This is a genomic window from Bradyrhizobium genosp. L, from assembly GCF_015624485.1.
Lineage (GTDB): Bacteria > Pseudomonadota > Alphaproteobacteria > Rhizobiales > Xanthobacteraceae > Bradyrhizobium.
Window position 1 is genome coordinate 3,696,113 of the sequence record NZ_CP061378.1, and the last position, 16,901, is coordinate 3,713,013.

At 66.2% G+C, this 16,901-nt stretch carries 17 protein-coding genes; 9 read left to right on the plus strand and 8 right to left on the minus strand.

Going from position 1 to position 16,901, the window contains the following annotated elements; translation table 11 throughout:
• Window positions 1-56: 56 nt before the first annotated feature.
• Window positions 57-1,286: a lytic murein transglycosylase gene (locus IC762_RS17140; protein WP_195789936.1), complete on the minus strand. Its 1,230-nt coding sequence runs from the start codon at window positions 1,284-1,286 to the stop codon at window positions 57-59.
• Between the two features lie 111 nt (window positions 1,287-1,397).
• A complete protein-coding gene (locus IC762_RS17145) occupies window positions 1,398-2,018 on the minus strand; it encodes a MarR family winged helix-turn-helix transcriptional regulator (RefSeq protein WP_246801597.1) in 621 nt (206 codons plus the stop codon).
• A gap of 53 nt (window positions 2,019-2,071) precedes the next feature.
• Between IC762_RS17145 and IC762_RS17150 the strand changes: the two genes are divergently transcribed.
• From IC762_RS17150 to IC762_RS17165, 4 genes are all read left to right on the plus strand, one after another.
• Window positions 2,072-2,548, plus strand: a complete 477-nt coding sequence (locus tag IC762_RS17150; protein WP_195789937.1) for a carboxymuconolactone decarboxylase family protein — start codon at window positions 2,072-2,074, stop codon at window positions 2,546-2,548.
• 38 nt (window positions 2,549-2,586) lie between these two features.
• Window positions 2,587-3,087: a cupin domain-containing protein gene (locus IC762_RS17155; protein ID WP_195789938.1), complete on the plus strand. Its 501-nt coding sequence runs from the start codon at window positions 2,587-2,589 to the stop codon at window positions 3,085-3,087.
• A gap of 179 nt (window positions 3,088-3,266) precedes the next feature.
• Window positions 3,267-4,160 carry a dihydrodipicolinate synthase family protein gene (locus IC762_RS17160; protein WP_195789939.1) on the plus strand — a complete coding sequence of 298 codons (894 nt, stop codon included), beginning with the start codon at window positions 3,267-3,269 and terminating at the stop codon, window positions 4,158-4,160.
• A gap of 217 nt (window positions 4,161-4,377) precedes the next feature.
• Window positions 4,378-6,309 (plus strand): caspase family protein, encoded by a 1,932-nt coding sequence (locus IC762_RS17165; RefSeq protein ID WP_195789940.1) that lies wholly within the window; start codon window positions 4,378-4,380, stop codon window positions 6,307-6,309.
• Window positions 6,310-6,319: 10 nt separating this feature from the next.
• On the opposite strand, the gene IC762_RS17170 is transcribed toward IC762_RS17165, so the two are convergent.
• Window positions 6,320-7,903: a M23 family peptidase gene (locus tag IC762_RS17170; protein WP_195783472.1), complete on the minus strand. Its 1,584-nt coding sequence runs from the start codon at window positions 7,901-7,903 to the stop codon at window positions 6,320-6,322.
• Window positions 7,904-7,943: 40 nt separating this feature from the next.
• Window positions 7,944-8,510 carry an elongation factor P gene (gene efp, locus IC762_RS17175; protein WP_195783473.1) on the minus strand — a complete coding sequence of 189 codons (567 nt, stop codon included), beginning with the start codon at window positions 8,508-8,510 and terminating at the stop codon, window positions 7,944-7,946.
• Window positions 8,511-8,861: 351 nt separating this feature from the next.
• Here efp and epmA point away from each other — a divergent pair, with 351 nt between their 5' ends.
• The 3 genes from epmA (at window position 8,862) to IC762_RS17190 (ending at window position 11,405) form a co-directional block, all read left to right on the plus strand.
• Window positions 8,862-9,914, plus strand: a complete 1,053-nt coding sequence (epmA, locus tag IC762_RS17180; protein WP_195783474.1) for an EF-P lysine aminoacylase EpmA — start codon at window positions 8,862-8,864, stop codon at window positions 9,912-9,914.
• Window positions 9,911-11,002 carry a lysine-2,3-aminomutase-like protein gene (locus IC762_RS17185; protein ID WP_195783475.1) on the plus strand — a complete coding sequence of 364 codons (1,092 nt, stop codon included), beginning with the start codon at window positions 9,911-9,913 and terminating at the stop codon, window positions 11,000-11,002. The genes epmA and IC762_RS17185 overlap by 4 nt, the downstream gene beginning before the upstream one ends.
• A gap of 145 nt (window positions 11,003-11,147) precedes the next feature.
• Window positions 11,148-11,405, plus strand: coding sequence for a hypothetical protein (locus IC762_RS17190; RefSeq protein ID WP_195783476.1), 258 nt, complete (start codon window positions 11,148-11,150; stop codon window positions 11,403-11,405).
• Between the two features lie 166 nt (window positions 11,406-11,571).
• Here the strand turns inward: IC762_RS17190 and IC762_RS17195 are convergent, their stop codons facing one another.
• The 3 genes from IC762_RS17195 to IC762_RS17205 form a co-directional block, all read right to left on the minus strand.
• Window positions 11,572-12,657, minus strand: a complete 1,086-nt coding sequence (locus IC762_RS17195; RefSeq protein WP_195783477.1) for a 3-deoxy-7-phosphoheptulonate synthase — start codon at window positions 12,655-12,657, stop codon at window positions 11,572-11,574.
• A gap of 234 nt (window positions 12,658-12,891) precedes the next feature.
• Window positions 12,892-13,464, minus strand: coding sequence for an HdeD family acid-resistance protein (locus tag IC762_RS17200; protein WP_195783478.1), 573 nt, complete (start codon window positions 13,462-13,464; stop codon window positions 12,892-12,894).
• Between the two features lie 35 nt (window positions 13,465-13,499).
• Complete coding sequence (locus tag IC762_RS17205; RefSeq protein WP_195783479.1) at window positions 13,500-14,537, minus strand: PrsW family glutamic-type intramembrane protease; 1,038 nt, start codon at window positions 14,535-14,537, stop codon at window positions 13,500-13,502.
• A 242-nt stretch (window positions 14,538-14,779) separates the two neighbouring features.
• Here IC762_RS17205 and IC762_RS17210 point away from each other — a divergent pair, with 242 nt between their 5' ends.
• Entirely contained in the window at window positions 14,780-14,998 is a 219-nt protein-coding gene (locus IC762_RS17210; protein ID WP_195783480.1) for a DUF2061 domain-containing protein, read from the plus strand.
• Window positions 14,999-15,095: 97 nt separating this feature from the next.
• Here the strand turns inward: IC762_RS17210 and IC762_RS17215 are convergent, their stop codons facing one another.
• A complete protein-coding gene (locus tag IC762_RS17215) occupies window positions 15,096-16,337 on the minus strand; it encodes a Zn-dependent hydrolase (RefSeq protein ID WP_195783481.1) in 1,242 nt (413 codons plus the stop codon).
• A 137-nt stretch (window positions 16,338-16,474) separates the two neighbouring features.
• Here IC762_RS17215 and IC762_RS17220 point away from each other — a divergent pair, with 137 nt between their 5' ends.
• Complete coding sequence (locus IC762_RS17220; protein WP_195783482.1) at window positions 16,475-16,822, plus strand: hypothetical protein; 348 nt, start codon at window positions 16,475-16,477, stop codon at window positions 16,820-16,822.
• Window positions 16,823-16,901: the final 79 nt, after the last annotated feature.

Sequence of the window (16,901 nt, forward strand, 5' to 3'; positions counted from 1 at the left end):
GCATGAGCGAAGCGATATGCGCGATCAACTCCCCGAGTATCGCTGCGCTCACTCGGCTACCCGCCTTGCCGCAACCGCGCCAGTACCTTGAGCCCACCATAGCCATCGGCGGGCTGCAGGCCGGCCTTGACCTGAAAATCCTTGATCGCCTGCATGGTATCGTTGCCGACGCGGCCATCGGTGCCGCCGGTGTCGAAACCGGCTTTTGTCAACCGCGTCTGCATCTCCTGCACTTCGGCCAAGGTCAGCGCGCGCTCCGAGGCGGGGAAGGGCTGGATGAAGGGCGGACCACCGAGGCAGCGATCGCCGAGATGGCAGATCGCCAGCGCATAGTTCATCGACGGGTTGTAGCTCTTCACCGAATAGAAGTTCGGACCGAGCAGGAAGGCCGGTCCGCCCGGCTCGGGGATCCAGAACTGCGCCGAGGCATTCGGCTGCGGGAAGGGCTGGCCGTCGGCGCGGGTGACGCCAGCGCTGGCCCAGGCCGCATAGGAGCGGCTGCCGCCGGCGCCGCCGGAGGCGCGGACCTCGTAGCCCCAATGCTCGCCGCGGCGCCACTTGCCGCGATTGACCAGATATTTCGCAGTCGAGCCGAGCGCATCGTCGGGGCGGCCGAACGGCGAGACCTTGCCGTCGCCGTCATAGTCGAAGCCGACATTGAGCCAGACTTCCGGCATCCACTGCGAATGGCCCATCGCGCCGGCCCAGGAGCCGTTCATCTCCTCGGGCGTGCTCCAGCCGCGCTGCACGATCTTCATCGCGTTGATCAGTTCGCTCTCCCAATAGGCCTTGCGGCGCGGTTCGTTCCAGGCGAGCGCGGCAAGCGAGGGAAACACCGGCGTCATGTGGTTCTGCTGCACCAGCGGGTCGCCATAGGCGGACTCGACGCCCCACAGCGCGAGCAGCGTGCCGCGCTCGACGCCGAAGTCGCGCTCGATCCGGCCGAACAACGCCTCGTTCTTCCGGAGCGCTTCCTTGCCATGGATGATGCGCCAGTCGGAGACGCGGCGGTTGATGTATTGCCAGATCTTCTCGTGGAATTCCGGCTGATTGCGCATCTGCTTGAATACGCTCATGTCGGGCTCGACCCGCCCCATGCAGCGGTTCCAGGTCGCCTCCGAGATGCCCTTTGCGATGGCGCGGCCGCGGAAACTGTCGCGCCATTGATCGAAGCCCGCAGGGGCGGCCAGTGCGCGGAGCGGATCGGTCAGCGCGACGCCGACCGCGAGCCCCGTCTTCAGCACAGCGCGTCGGGCAGGGGATATCGGAGAATCAGCCTGTTTCATGCGTCCAGTCTAGCGGCGCAGTCGGGATGGACCAAAAGGCATGACGCCGCGGAATCATGATTTGAGCACGACCTGATCGGAAAACCGGTACCCACTTTTCCGGATCATGCTCTAGTTATCCTGCAAATCTGCGGCGATTTTTGACAGCCATTGCCGGACCACGCGCTCCGTCTTGTCGTCGAGGCCGGCGGCCAGCCGGCGCTCCTGCGCCTGGGCGATCCGGCGACACTGATCCAGCAAGGTGACGCCGTGGTCGGTCAGGGTCCACTGCAGCACCCGGCCATGGACCGGGTGCGGCGTCTTGCGGATCGCGCCGTCGCGTTCGAGGTTGCGGATGATCACACTTACGGTTTGCGGCGTCAGGATCGCGACCCGCGCCAGGTCGGCGCCTGATAGCCCCGGATAGGCCTTCAGCATCGTCAGCACGACGAACTGCGGCGAGGTGACGCCGAGGCGCGCCAGCGTGCGCTCCATCGACAGCCGCGAGGCCGCACTGGCCTGGCGGAGCAGATAGGCGAGATAGCCCTGCTCGCCGCGCTTGCCCTCGCCGGGCGGCGGTGGGACGGGCAGGGCGCGCGTGCCGGGGCCCGCTGCATGTCCCTGATCGCCAGTCGATTTTCCGGATGCCGCGCTGTTGGCCGGGCGCCGCTTGGCACCGCCGGATTTCCCGCGTTTCTGCATCGCCGCCATGCCGCCCGATGTTGCTCTGGTCGATATTCGCGTCTTGCTCATTTTATCAGTGCTCTGTTAAGTTAACAGTATACTGATAACATGAGGCCGACCCGATGTCACATGCGCGCAAGGAATACACCGACTTCCAGAAGCTCGCCCCGGACGTGTTCGCGGCCGTGCAGTCGCTCGGGCAGTTCGCGGCGAAGGCGGGTCTCGACAAGCAGCTGCTCGAGCTCGTCAAGCTGCGCGCCTCGCAGATCAACGGCTGCGCGTTCTGCGTGCAGTATCACATCCTGCAGGGCGAGAGCCTCGGTGTCCCCGTCGACAAGCTCAATCTCGTCGTGGTGTGGCGCGAGGTGTCGCTGTTCTCGGCGCGTGAGCGCGCCGCGCTGGCCTGGACCGAGGCGCTGACGAAACTGCCGGACGGCTTCGGCGACGAGGTCTATGTGCAGGTCACCGCCGAATTCTCCGAGCAGGAATTGACCTATCTCACCTCGGCAATCGCCTCGATCAATGTCTGGAACCGGTTCGGCGCTGCCTATCGCTGGACGCCGCCAGCGCGCAAGCCGAAAGCCGATGCGGCCGCATGAGGCGTCCGATTGAAAACCGTAACAGGGGAGAACCACCGATGAGTGCGATGACACTGTCTCTTCCACGCGCGCGGCCGCCGCGGCCGGTCGCGCTGGCCGTGGTTGCCGGCCTTGTCTGCGCGTTCGTGATCGGCAAGTCGCTGCCCGCTCCGATGGATGCGATCTCCGCGGTGATTGCACCGTTGTGCGCGAGCGCGAATGCGGCGTCTCCGCTCGACAAGGTCGAGGTCATCACCTCGCATGCCTTGCCGAACGTACCGGGCAAGCGCGTCACGGTTGTGCGTGTGTTCTACGGTCCGGGCGGCTTCACGCCGCCGCACCGCCATTCCGGCTCGGTGACGGCCTATATCACCAAGGGCGAGATCCGCTCGCAACTCGGCGGTGGGCCGGTGGAAACCTTCCATGTCGGCCAGTCCTTCTTCGAACCGCCGGGCTCGACCCACATGGTCTCGGCCAATGCGAGCACCACGGAGCCGGCCGAGCTGATCGCCGTGTTCGTGGCGGATGAGGGCGCGCAGCTGACGACGATGCTCGAATAGCCGCCGGCATCACCCGACGGGAGCCGGCTCAACTCCGCGGCTCGCTGAGCGCCGCGGAACACTGGACCAGTTTGGTGCGATGTCCGCGGCATACTGGACCTTGCAAGCGGGACGGGGGCGGGAATTGATGCGATCTCGCCGTCTGCTGTCGAGCGACTTGACCGATGAGGAGCAAACCGATGGTCCATCTGACGGGACTTTCTGCCTTCCCGATCACGCCCTCGAACCGGGATGGGCAGGTCGATGCGGGAGCGCTTCGCGCGTTGCTGGAGCCCTTGATCGCGGCGAAGGTGGATTCGGTCGGGCTGCTCGGGAGCACCGGCTCATATCCGTATTTCAGCCGCGAGGAGCGGCGGCGCGCGGTGCAGGCGGCGGTTGCCCTGGCAGATGGCAGAACGCCAATGCTGGTTGGCGTCGGCGCGCTGCGAACCGACGACGCGGTCAGGCTGGCGCAGGATGCACGCGATGCCGGCGCGGCGGCCGGCCTGCTGGCGCCGGTGTCGTACACGCCTCTGACGGATGACGAGGTCTTTGAGCATTTCCAGACGGTGGCGCGCGAAAGCGGATTGCCGATTTGCATCTATGACAATCCCGGAACGACGCATTTTCGATTCACGCCGGCGCTGATCGGCCGTTTAAGTCGCGTAGAGGGAATAGTCGCGGTGAAAAGTCCTGCGCTGGATGCTGCGGCTTTGCCCGGCCATGTCGCCGAGTTGCGGGCTGCCGTGCCGGATGGTTTCTCGTTGGGCTACAGCGCCGACTGGAATTGCACCGAGGCGCTGCTGGCGGGCGGCGAGACCTGGTACAGCGTTCTCGCAGGAGTCTTCCCCAGCATCTGCCTCGACATCGTCCGTGCCGTGGCACGTGGAGATATCGCCAAGGCGCGCCAGCTCGACGCGAGTCTGGAACCGGTCTGGCACCTGTTCAAGACATTCTCGAGTCTGCGCGTGGCCTATGCGATGGCCAATCTCAGGGGCCTCTGTGCTGCCGAGCCTCCGCGTCCGATCCTGCCATTGCCCCCGGACGCCCAGAACAAGGTCAGGGACGTGTTGGCCGCAACGGAGATCGACTGATCGCCTCGCATCGTCTGGCGTTGCGCAAGCGATGCAGTTCCGGATGGAACCCGCCGTCGCTCCGACGGCATCGTGGCTTCCATCCGCGCGCAAAATCGGCATAACAATCGCAAGGCGTGCCCGGCTCTCCTGGAGGCGTTCGATGCGGTTGGTGGTGTTGCTGTTGACGCTTCTGGTTCCCGCTGCGGCTTCGGTAAGATAGGCGGGCGTGCTGGCAATGCGGATCTCTCTCCGGCGCATGCTCGCGGGCGTGGCGATCGCCCTGATCGGCTGTACGGTTGCCTCGATCCCTGCCTTTGCCGAACGGCGCGTCGCGCTCGTGATCGGCAATTCCGCCTACCGCAACACGGTGCAATTGCCCAATCCGCGCAATGACGCGACCGATGTTGCGCGCATGCTCAAGAGCGCCGGCTTCGAGGTGGTGGAGGGCGTCGATCTCGACAAGCGCGGCATGGACGACGCCTTCCGCCGCTTCGCCGATGCGGCCGTCGGCGCCGACGCCGCGCTGTTCTTCTACGGCGGCCACGGCTTTCAGTTCCAGGGCACCAATTACCTCGTGCCTGTCGACGCCAAGCTCGCCGGCGCCACCGACATCGGTGCGCAGATGGCACGCGTCGACGACATCCTCGCCGATCTGCAGCGTGCCAGCGGCGTGCGCATCCTGATGCTCGATGCCTGCCGGGACAATCCGCTCGCCGATCAATTGCTGGCGCAGGTCAACCCGGCGCGCGCGGTGACGATCACGCGCGGACTGGCGCGGATCAAGCAGACCGCGGGCACCGTGATTGCCTATTCGACGCAGCCCGGCGCGGTCGCCGCCGACGGCGAGGGCCGCAACAGCCCGTTCGCCGCCGCCTTCATCCGTGAAGTCGGTCAACCCGGCGTCGAGATCGGCCCACTGTTCCGCCACGTCGCCGCCGACGTCTACAAGGCGACCAGCGAGCGCCAATTGCCCGAGGTGACGTTCTCGCTGCTCGGCGATTTCTATTTCACGGGTCAGCCGGTCGCAGCGCCGCCGCCGGTTGCCACAGCGCCGTCGACGACGCAAACGGTCTCGCTCGCGCTGCCGACGCCGGCCGCACGCTCCGCCGCGGAAGGCTGCGACAAGCTTGCCGCGTCGGCCGAGGATATCGACCGTCCCTCCGGCGTGCCCGGCGTGGCGCTGAATCGAATCCAGCCGCGGCTTGCGGTCGACGCTTGTCGCGCGGCGCTGGCGCAGGCACCGGATCACCGCCGCCTGCAGTTTCAGATCTCGCGCGCGCTGAGCGTCGCCGGCGAGAATGCCGAGGCGCGGGACTGGCTGACGAAGTCGGCGGCCGCGGGTTCGGTCGCCGCGATGTCCGACCTTGCCGTGATGCTCGAGAAGGGCGAGGGCGGCCCGGCCGACCTGCCGCGCGCGGTCGCCCTGTTCGATCAGGCCGCCGCCGCGGGCAACGTGCCGGCGATGCGCAATGTCGCGATCGAGTTCGAGAACGGGCTGGGGCGTCCGGCCGACGCGGCGCAGGCCGCGCAATGGTATCGCAAGGCGGCCGACACCGGCGATCCGCAGGCGATGGGTTTCCTTGCCGTGCTGTATCTCCAGGGCACCGGCGTGCCGAAGGATGCGAGCCAGGCACGCGCATGGATCGACAGGCTTGTCACCACCGAGCACACCGCGACCATGCTGCGCGTCGGCTATGTGCTGCTCGGGCTCACCGGCGCGGTGAAGGATTACGCGACGGCACGAAAGCTGTTCCTGCGCGCTGCCGAGCTCGGCGACGGCGACGGCAATGTGATGCTCGGCAACATGGCGGCCGGCGGCATCGGCGAGCCGCGCGATTTCGCCCGCGCCGCCGACTTCTACGAACGGGCGGCGGCGATCGGAAATCTCAACGCCAAGGCGAGCCTGATTCCGCTGCTGATGGTCGGCGTTGGCGGCGTCAGGCGCGATCCCGGCAAGGCCGCCGAGTATGGCCTGGAAGCGCTGCGCGGCGGCTCGCCGGTGGCGCGCGGATTATTGATCGAGAAACCGACGACGTCGCTGACGCCGGAGCTGCGCAAGGCCATCGAGCAGCGGCTGGCACGCGCCGGCCTGCTCAAGCGGGCGCCTGACGGCCGCTATGGTCCCGATACGCTCGCGGCGCTGCAGAGCGCGGTGCTCGCGAGATAGTGTCGGACCGCTAATTGCCGCCGCCTTCCTGGATGTCGATGTGATGCGTCACGTCGTCGGGCAGCGCATGGGCGACGGCGGCCGCGGGGCCGGGCTCCGGGCCGATCTCGCGGCCACGGCCGCGGATCAGCCGCTCATAGGCCGACACCAGCGTGGTGTAGGGATTGACCCACAGCCAGCCGTCGCGCGTGAACAATTGCACGTCGAAATGCAGGTGCCGCGAGGTGCCGTTGGGATGGTCGAGATAGTTCGAGACCACGCCGATCTTGTCGCCCTCGGTGACGCGGCGGCCGTTGAGCAGCCCGTCGTCATCCATCGCCGACGGGTTCATGTGCATGTAGCGGAAGCGGATATGCTCGGTCGAGGTGTTGACCTGCAAGGTCGCGGCCTGCTGCTGCGGTGAGCGGATCACCATGCTGTCGCGCACCGCGACCACCGCCTGTTGCTTGGGATCGCAGCCATCCTTGCTGTCCGCGGGGCAGGCGCCGGGGCGGATGTCTTGCCCTTGATGGCCGTAACCGCTGGCGCATTGGCCGACCTCGAAGCTGCGCGCCTCACAGAAATTGTCCTGCCAGGGATATTCGTCGACCGGCGCGCCCGCCTTGCGCTTGGCAAAGGATTGCGAGTGCGCGAAGGCCGGCGCCTTCTCGAGCGGAAAGCGGATTTGCGAATAGACCGTGAAGTCGGCGTGGCCGCCCTGCCTGCGTCCGCCGCTGCCGGTGACGATGTCGCCGCTCGGGCGATAGCTGAAGTCGGGCGATGGCGCGGCCGGCCGTTCGGCAATGTCGGAGGCGATCTGGCTGCGCGGCCGCGACGGTTGGCCGCCGGCGATGCGCAACGCCTTCAGGAAGCGTTCGGCAACCGGCGTCGCCTCGCGGCAAGCCAGTCGCTTCGCCCGCGGCACGCTGTCGAGACACTGGATCGAGACGACATAGGGAATGCCGAAGCGGGTGAAGGCGTAACGGAGATAGCCTTCACGAATGAAGCGGCGCAGGTCCGGAAACTGCGCGGCCAGCGCCTGCACCGGTTCGCCCTTGCCGCCGAGCCGGTCGGCAAGGTCGTAGACCAGGATCGAGCCCGAGATCTGCACCTCGACCGGTTTTGCGTATGTCCGCTTCGGCATGCCGTCGCCGGCACCCGGCTCGAGCGCGAACACGGCGTCATAACCGGATGCGCCGGCGTGGAAGAAATCGGCGGCGCGGAAGTCGGCCTGATAGCGCGCCACGGACGGGCTGTCCGGCGCGCCGGCCTGCCGCGCCTCAAGATAAACGGCCGCATCGAACGGCAGCAGCACCGGGATCGGACTACGCGAAATTCCGGGGAAGATCGGCGAGGTGACCGCGTTGAGCTGGACCAGCGCCGGCGTTGCGCGCGGATCGGAGGCCGGGACGCGGCGCTGGCCCGCGAACGTGAAGTTGGCGGCAACCGCCGACCGCACGTTGATCTCCTGCCGCAGCTGGTCGAGCACGGCACGCCACTCGACCCGCATGGCCGAGATCGATGGCGTCCTGAATTCGTCGGCGGAGGCGCCGGGAAGGGGCACGGCCAAGGCTGCCAGCCAGCAAGCGACGAAGCTGACAACCTTCCTGTTCACTGCGCCCCCCGGCCCCTGCTGCGACCAGAGAGACTAGCGCTTAGTCCTTGGCGCGTTCAACGTAGGACCCGTCCTCGGTCATGACCACGATGCGGGTGCCTGCGGCGACGTGCGGCGGCACGCCGGTGCGCACGCCGTTGGAGAGGATCGCGGGCTTGTAGGACGAGGAGGCGGTCTGGCCCTTGGTCACGGGCTCGGTCTCCATCACTTCCAGCGTGACGCGCTGTGGCAGCTGGATCGCGACCGGATTGCCCTCGTGCATCGAGAGCTTCACCGTCATGTTCTCCTGCAGATAGGGCGCGGACGAGCCGACGGTCTCCTTGGAGACCTGGACCTGGTCGTAATTCTCCGCGTTCATGAAGTGGAAGCCGTCGGCGTCTTCGTAGAGGTAATTGTAGTTGTGATCCTCGACCGTGGCCTTCTCGACCTGGTCGGTGGTCTTGTAGCGCTCCGACACCTTCACGCCGTCGCCGATGCGGCGCATTTCGATCTGGCTGACCGGGGTGCCCTTGCCGGGGTGAATGTTCTCGGCGGACAAGACCACATAGAGCCGGCCGTCCTGCTCGATGATGTTGCCCTTGCGGATGGAGCTGGCGATGACTTTCAAAGGTGTTTTCCTGAATGTGGCAGCCGGAGCGCAAACCGGATCGGCAGCTCCTTGGACATGCGGTGATTTCGGGCCGCAACATACTCATTTGTCATGGAGATACCAGCCTTTTGCGGCCGATTCCGACAGGTTGCCAACTGTTCCGGATGCGCCGTCGACCGGCCCTGAGCCGGTCGGTGCATGGACAAGCCCGATGTCTTTCGACATTAAGGGAGCGAGTTCGCTGCGGTTCCCCGGGATGTAGATCGTGCTGACCTTTAATTCTCGTAAAATCAACCGCTTGTGCCAATGTCTTGAGCTGAGATGCGGGCTTGTTGATGTTGAATCCGCAATGCTTGGGTCGCGACGGTAATGGCAGAGCAGGCTGAGCCTTCGCCGTGGTGGACGCCATCACGCTACACCGACCGCAGGCCGTTCCTGCAGGCGCGGCGCGCGATCACCGCGGCGCTGAGGGCGTGGTTCGAGGAGCAAGGATTTGCCGAGGTCGAGACCGGGATCCTCCAGATCTCGCCTGGCAACGAGACGCATCTGCATGCGCCCCATACCGAGCTGTTGCGGGCCGACGGCTCCCGCGCGACGCGCTATCTGCGGACGTCGCCCGAGTTCGCCTGCAAGAAGCTGCTCGCGGCCGGTGAGCCGAAAATCTACGAGTTCGCCCGCGTGTTCCGCGATCGCGAGCGCGGCGATCTGCACCTGCCCGAATTCACGATGCTGGAATGGTACCGCGCCCATGCCGGCTATGACGCCATCATGGCCGATACGATCGTGGTGATCGCGCACGCCGCGCAGGCGACCGGGATCGGGCGGTTTTCGTTCCGCGGCAAGACCGCCGATCCCTTTGCCGAGCCGGAGCTGCTGACCGTCGCTGCCGCCTTTGAGCGGTTCGCCGGCATCGATCTGCTGGCGACGATCGCAGGCGGCGAGGGTGACCGCGATGCGCTGGCGGCGGCGGCGCGCGACAGGGTGCGCCTTGCCGACGACGACACCTGGTCCGATATCTTCAGCAAGGTGCTGGTCGAGCATGTCGAGCCCAATCTCGGGCAGGGCCGCCTGACCGTGCTGTTCGAATATCCGTCGCCGGAGGCCGCGCTGGCACGCACCAAGGCGGCCGACCCCAGGGTCGCCGAGCGCTTCGAGGTCTATGCCTGCGGCGTCGAGCTCGCCAACGGTTTTGGCGAGTTGACCGATGCCGCCGAGCAGCGCCATCGTTTCACTGCCGCGATGGAGGAGAAGGCCCGCCGTTACGGCGAGCGCTATCCGCTCGACGAGGATTTCCTTGCCGCGGTCGGCTGGATGCCGGAGGCGAGCGGGGTTGCGCTTGGCTTCGACCGGCTGGTGATGCTGGCAAGCGGTGCGCCGCGCATTGATCAGGTGGTCTGGACTCCGCCTGCAGGAGAGACATGAACCGGATCGATCCCAAACTGGCGGCAACGCTGCGACAGCCGCGTGAGCTGGTCGATGCCGGGCTCGCGCCGGTCGACGCATTGACCGCGCTCGAACGGGTCGCCGCCCGTTATGCGGTCGCGGTGACGCCGGAGATCGCGGCCCTGATCGATCCGGCCGATCCCGATGACCCGATCGCGCGGCAGTTCATCCCCGATGCCGCCGAGCTCATCGCGCAGCCGGGCGAGAACCCCGATCCGATCGGCGATGATGCACATTCGCCGGTGGCCGGGATCGTCCACCGTTATCCCGACCGCGTGCTGTTCAAGCTGGTCCATGTCTGCGCGGTCTATTGCCGGTTCTGTTTCCGTCGCGAAATGGTCGGTCCCGGCAAGGCGACCGCTTTGTCGGACGATGCTTACCGCGCGGCGCTGGATTATATCCGCGGCCACGATGAGATCTGGGAAGTCATTCTGACCGGCGGCGATCCGTTGATGCTGTCGCCGCGCCGGCTGACCGAGATCATGGCGGATCTCGCCGGTATCGATCATGTGAAGATCATCCGCATTCATACCCGCGTGCCCATCGCCGATCCCGCGCGTCTCAGCCCCGAGATGATCGCAGCGCTGAGGCCGCAGGGGGCGACGACCTGGATCGCCGTTCATGCCAACCACCCGCGCGAGTTCGGCGCCAATGCCCGCGCGGCCTGCGCAGCGCTCGTCGATGCCGGCATCCCGCTGGTGAGCCAGTCGGTGCTGCTGCGCGGCGTCAACGATGACGCCGCCACGCTGGAGGCGCTGATGCGGACCTTCCTCGAGTGCCGGATCAAGCCCTATTATCTGCATCACGGCGATCGCGCCCCCGGTACTGCGCATTTGCGCACCACGATCGAAGCCGGGCAGGCGCTGATGCGCGCCTTGCGCGGCCGGGTCTCGGGTCTGTGCCAGCCGGACTACGTGCTCGACATCCCCGGCGGCCATGGCAAGGCGCCGATCGGACCGAGCTATTTGTCGCAGTCATCTTCCCGCGAACGTGAAGATTTGACGGAACGGCAATACCGTATCGTCGATTATTGCGGTGACGTGCACCTCTACCCGCCGGAAACATGAGCGGGGCCCCGGGAATCTGGCTACTAGGTGCGATGGCCGATATACGGAAGGTGCAGGATTGCGCGGCGCAGGGGCGGCGCAACTGCGCACCCATCGACGTCCCGGAGCGGGCGCGGTAAGAAGGGCTGAGAGGCGGAGGCGCAAGATGCGGAAAACAGTTTTGGCGATGGCTTTGATGGTTGCGGTCGGAGCGCCGCAAATCCTGACGCAGCAGGCTTGGGCCCAGGGCGGGTCGTCCACCATGCAGAAGGGCGGGCAGGTGCCGCAGGCGCCGATCGGGCACCGCCAGCCGCGCGCCGGCGACGTGCCGAGCGAGAAGAATCTGAGCGATCCGAACGCCGCCGCGAACAAGGAAGACGCGGCGCTCGACAAGAAGATCAAGAGCATCTGCCGCGGCTGCTAGAACGTGAGGTTCACCTCTCCCCGTCGGGGAGAGGCCGGATTGCGAAGCAATCCGGGTGAGGGGCCTCTGCTTGCTCGATAGACCGTAACCTTCACCCGATTTGGTGCGCAAATCGACCTCTCCCGAGGGAGAGGTGGCGTTTGCAATGCCGCTCCAGTTCGGCGTCTCAGGCCGAACGTTCCTGCAGGCCGGCGCGCCGCACACGTCGCCTGCCATCGACTGCATCCGCCAGCCGCTTCAACACGTCGGCCGTCGTCTTGAGGTCGATGCAGCCGTCGGTGATGCTCTGGCCATAGGTCAACGGCTTGCCCGGCACGACGTCCTGGCGGCCTGCGACGAGATTGCTCTCGATCATCACGCCGATGATGCGCTGCTCGCCGCCTGAGACCTGACGCGCGATTTCGTCGGCGACCATCGGCTGGTTCTCAGGCTTCTTGCTCGAGTTGGCGTGGCTGGTGTCGATCATCAGCCGCGGCGCGACGCCGGCACGGCCGAGCTCGGTCGCGGCGGCATCGACGCTGGCCGCATCGTAATTCGGCGCCCGGCCGCCGCGCAGGATGACGTGGCAGTCCTCGTTGCCGCTGGTGGCGGCAATCGCCGAGCGGCCGCCCTTGGTGACCGCCATGAAGTGATGCGGGTGCGAGGCCGACTTCACCGCGTCGGCTGCGATCCGCATGTTTCCGTCGGTGCCGTTCTTGAAGCCGACCGGGCAGGACAGGCCCGAAGCCAGCTCGCGATGGATCTGGCTCTCGGTGGTGCGCGCGCCTATTGCGGCCCAGGAGACCAGATCGGCGATGTATTGCGGCGTCGTCATGTCGAGGAATTCGGTGCCGGCCGGCAGGCCGAGATTGTTCACGGCCGACAGCACGTTGCGCGCAAGCCGCAGGCCCTTGTTGATGTCGAAGCTGTTGTCGAGGCCGGGATCGTTGATCAGGCCTTTCCAGCCGACGGTGGTGCGCGGCTTCTCGAAATAGACCCGCATCACGATCTCGAGGCGGTCGGCGAGCGCTTCGCGCAAGCCGGCGAGGTGACCGGCGTAGTCGACGGCCGCCGCGGGATCGTGGATCGAGCAGGGGCCGACCACGACCAGCAGGCGGTCATCGGCTCCGTTGAGGATGGCGTGGATGGCGTTGCGGGCGCCCATCACGACCCGGGTCGCGGTCAGGGTGCGCGGAATCTCCCCTATCACCTCTTCGGGTGTACTGAGTTCCTTGAGTTCTTTGATGCGAAGGTCGTCTGTGGTGCTCAACACGGCTTGGCTCCTTTGGATTGGGACCTGCCGGCACAAAAAAGCCGCCAGGTCTGGCGGCTTGGTTCGGACGTTTGCTGCAATTCTTCAGATTGAGCGCGATCCTCCTGCCGCCAGCGAGCTGTCGTAGCTAAAGTACCAAAAATAGCTGGTGGCGACGGTGATCATGAGGCGGCTCTATAGCGCACGGATATGGGTCTGTCATCCCAAATCCGCAACCCGTCGGGCGGTTCGGTGTCAGGTGTTGCGCGCGGCCAACGCCATGCCGATCAGGGTGGCGCCGCCGAACATCAGGTTGAGGCCGACGAGCAGGCCGATCGCCCATTCCGCCGAGCCCGGCAGGCCGGCGACGATGAAGAAGGCGATCACGATGTCCATCAGGCCGGCGATCAGGAGCCATGACCAGCGTCCCGACAATTCACGGCGATGCTCCAGCGCGTACATGATGGTGGCGACGCCTTCGGCGACGAAATAGGCGCCGATCACGATGGTCAGCGTCAGCACGCCCTGCATCGGCCGCGCCAGCAGTACCATTCCGGCCAGTACGGCGAGCGCGGCCGAGATCAGCGACCACCAGAAGCCCGGCATGTTGCGGGCCCAGAACGTCACGATCAGGCCGCCGATGCCCGAAATCAGGAACATCCAGCCGAGGAAGATGGTGACGGCGAGGCTCGCCAATGCCGGCACGATCAGCGCCGCGATGCCGAGCACCACCAGCAAAATGCCTTCGAACAGGAACGCCTTCCAGTGCTGCTTGACCGCGGCGCCCATCTGCGAGCGCAGCTTGTCGAGATCGTGGGGAAGGGTCATCGCGGCTCTCCCGGGTACGCGGGCGTGAAGCTATCCTAACCCGGGCCCGACGCCGACGAAAAGCCCCCGCCGGCACTCCGCACCCGGTTGCGGCCGAGCAGGTAGACCGCGATCGTGGCGATCAGCAGCGCCAGACCGATCAGGATCGAGGTGAAGCCGATCGGGACCAGGATGAACGACGCGTTGCGCTCGGGATTGACGTACCAATGATGCAGCGAGGTGAGCAGGAAGGCGACGCCGACAAAGCCCGCGCCGCCGCCGACCATCAGCAGCGCCCACATTCGCCTGAGCTGGCTCAGCCGCTCGCGCGCGACGTCGGTGCGCGGCGCATGGTGTTTGCCGACACGGCGCACCAGCCGGATCGCAAAGCCGATCGAGGCGAAGCCGATCACGACGCTGGACGTGCCGAGCAGGAGCCGCATGTTCGAGGAGAGGTCGGGAATCCGTTGCAGCGAGAGCAGCGGGAAGTCGAACGCCGCGTGCAGCGCGATCGGCGCGAACAGCACCAGCGCCCAGCTTGAGATCCGGGCCCAGTCGCGATGATGCCGGTGCGCACCGAGCGCGCCGCCCGAGCGCGCGATCGCAAGATAGGCGCCGGCAATGACGCCGAGCGAGCCGTGAAACGGCACGGTGAGCACGCTGCGCAGCGCGGCGAGCGCGCGCCACATGTCCTTGTGCTGGACGAGATAGGCGAGGTTCTCGTAGGCCGCAAAGCCCAGCCCGGCGGCTGCGCCATAGACCACGGTGTCCATCGGATCGGCAAAGGCGCGGCGTCGCGCCGAGATCGCGACGATGACGAGAACCTTAACGATCTCCTCCGGCGCCGCGACGCCGAACGCCGCGCGAACCGCTTGCGTCATCCAGGGATTGTCGGGAATGGCGAGCAGCGCGTTGAATGGAACCCGCGCCAGCCCGAGCAGCGAGATGCTGGCCGCGCCGAGCACGAAGGCGAGCCAGACCTGCGCCGGCGGTCCCGGGCGCTCGTCGGCCGCGATCACCAGCCACAGCACCAGCAATGCGGGCGCGATGGCGGCGGCGCCAATCACTGTGGGCAGCGACTCAAGCAACAACATGAACGTAATTTGTCCTTCTGAGCGGCGAAAATGGCCGCAAATCCAGCGCTTTGCAAGGTGGACTGGAGCAGCGGACACGCACTTGGGAATTCACGTTTCGCTGTAACGGATTGCGCGTCCCGCCGCGCGCGGCGCGGCGCCGCACTTCAAGGGGGCGGGCACGCCTGCATGCCACAGGCCGATGGAAGCGCCGATCAACGGCGTGATAGAGATATGTCTGATCAATCGGGAGGCATTGCCGGGTGTTTCTACGCGGGACAGAGACTCATACGCGGTCGATCCTCAAGGCCGTCAGTTGGCGGACACTGGGAACGCTCGATACGTTTGCCATCAGCTGGTTCATGACCGGCAAGATTGCGCTCGCAGGCTCGATCGCGGGACTGGAGATCGCCACCAAGATCGCCTGGTACTACGTGCACGAGCGGGTCTGGGCGCTGGTTCCGTTCGGCCGGCGGGCTTAGAGCATGATCCGGAAAAGTGTGAAGCGGTTTTCCGAAAGGATCATGCTCAAACAAAGAGCCGAAGCGCGATGACGAATCAAGCCAATTGCATCGCGCTTTAGCGCTGTGCCGCGGCCGCTTGTGACAACAGGCGCCGACAGGTCTCGACAAACACCTCGGCGCCCGTGACGATGTCGGCATCGTCGGTGTTCTCGCTCCAGTGATGGCTGATGCCGCCGATCGACGGCACGAACAGCATCGCTGCCGGCATGATGGTGGCGAGCACCTGGGCGTCGTGGCCGGCGCCGCTCGGCATGCGGATCGATCTGCCGTTCGCGAAGTTCGCGCCCGCGGCCTCGATCGCATCCTGGAACGCCGCGTCCATGATCGCGGGTGCGCCGGTCCTGATGCGCTGCACGTCGACGCCACAACGGCCTTGTGCGGTGACCTCGGCCGCCATGCGATGCAGCTGCGCCTCGAGGCGCGCGATCACCTCGGGATTGTCGTCGCGGATCTGGAACAGCATCTCGGCCTGGCCCGGGATGATGCTAGGCGCGCCCGGCTCCAGTGTGATGCGGCCGGTGGTCCACACCGTGCGCGGTCCGCATAGGGCAGGGAAGCTGTCGTCGATCGCGACGCAGAATCTTGCCAGCGCGAGCCCGGCGTCCTTCCGGACCGCCATCCGCGTGGTGCCGGCATGGTTCTGCGCGCCGGTGAATATGATCCGGTATTGCCAGATCCCGACGATCGAGGTGACGACGCCGATCGTGAGCGCGCTGCTCTCGAGCGTGTCGCCTTGCTCGATATGCGCCTCGAGATAGCCGATGTGCCGGCCCCGCTCGGCCTGCAGCCGCACCCGGCCGGCGAAACCCGCATCACGCAGCGCCTGCCGCATCGTGCGGTCGCTGCTGCGGTCGCGCGCGGCGTCGATCTCGGCCTCGCTCACGGCGCCGACATAGGATCGGCTGCCGAGGAAACTGCCGAAATGGCCTTCCTCGTCGCACCAGGCCGCCACCTCGACCGCGCCGCCGATGCTGGCATCGGCGTTGATCACGCGTGCTGCCTCCAGCGCATAGATCACGCCGAGTGGACCATCGAGCCAGCCCGCGTGGTTCTGGCTTTCGAGATGCGAGCCGGCGAGCAGCTTGGGGCCAGGCTTTGCACACATACCGAACACGTTGCCGATGCCGTCGATCGTTGCAATGAGGCCCGCGTCCGGCAGCCGCGCCGCAAGCCAGTCGAGCGAGCGCAGATGCGGTTCCGAGAAGGTCGGCTTGTGCACGCCGGTTCGGTAGGCGCCGATGGCGCGGAGCGCGTTGAGATCGGCGAGCACGCGCTTGCCATCGCAGCGGGCATTCATGATTGCGACTCCGTTTTGGTCCTTTGCCGCCTCAATAGCGTCGTCGTTGAATGTGAAGCTTCGGAAAGAAACAGGGCAAACGATTTCTTAGCGGTTCTGCTCTTAGCTCGCAGCACCAATAGCGTGAGAGTCTGATCATGTCTGCATTCCGGAACTGGGCCGGCAGGGCCGTTGTGCTGCTTCTGCCGATCGCACTCGGCGCCTGCGCGCAATATGCGCAATACGGCATGACCACGCCGGCACCGGGGACCGGGCCGCTGGCCTGGGATGGCGCCGGTCGCGATCCCAACCTCGCAGCCCCGCAACGGCACGCGCGGAATGCGACGCCCGCGGTGGCACAGTCGTCCGGTGAGCGGGAAACCGTGGCCGCAAACGACGACGACCAGCTGGCGCGAAAGCTCGTGATCTGCAGCACCTGCATCAAGCAGGCGCCGGTAGCCCAGTCGAACGATCGGCAGGATGTCGCGAGCGTCGCCAATCGTTAGCGCGGTCAGAGAGGGCGCGCCGTCACATCGTCATCAATGATGAGATGACGAGCCTTAGTTAGGCCACGATATCATCTGA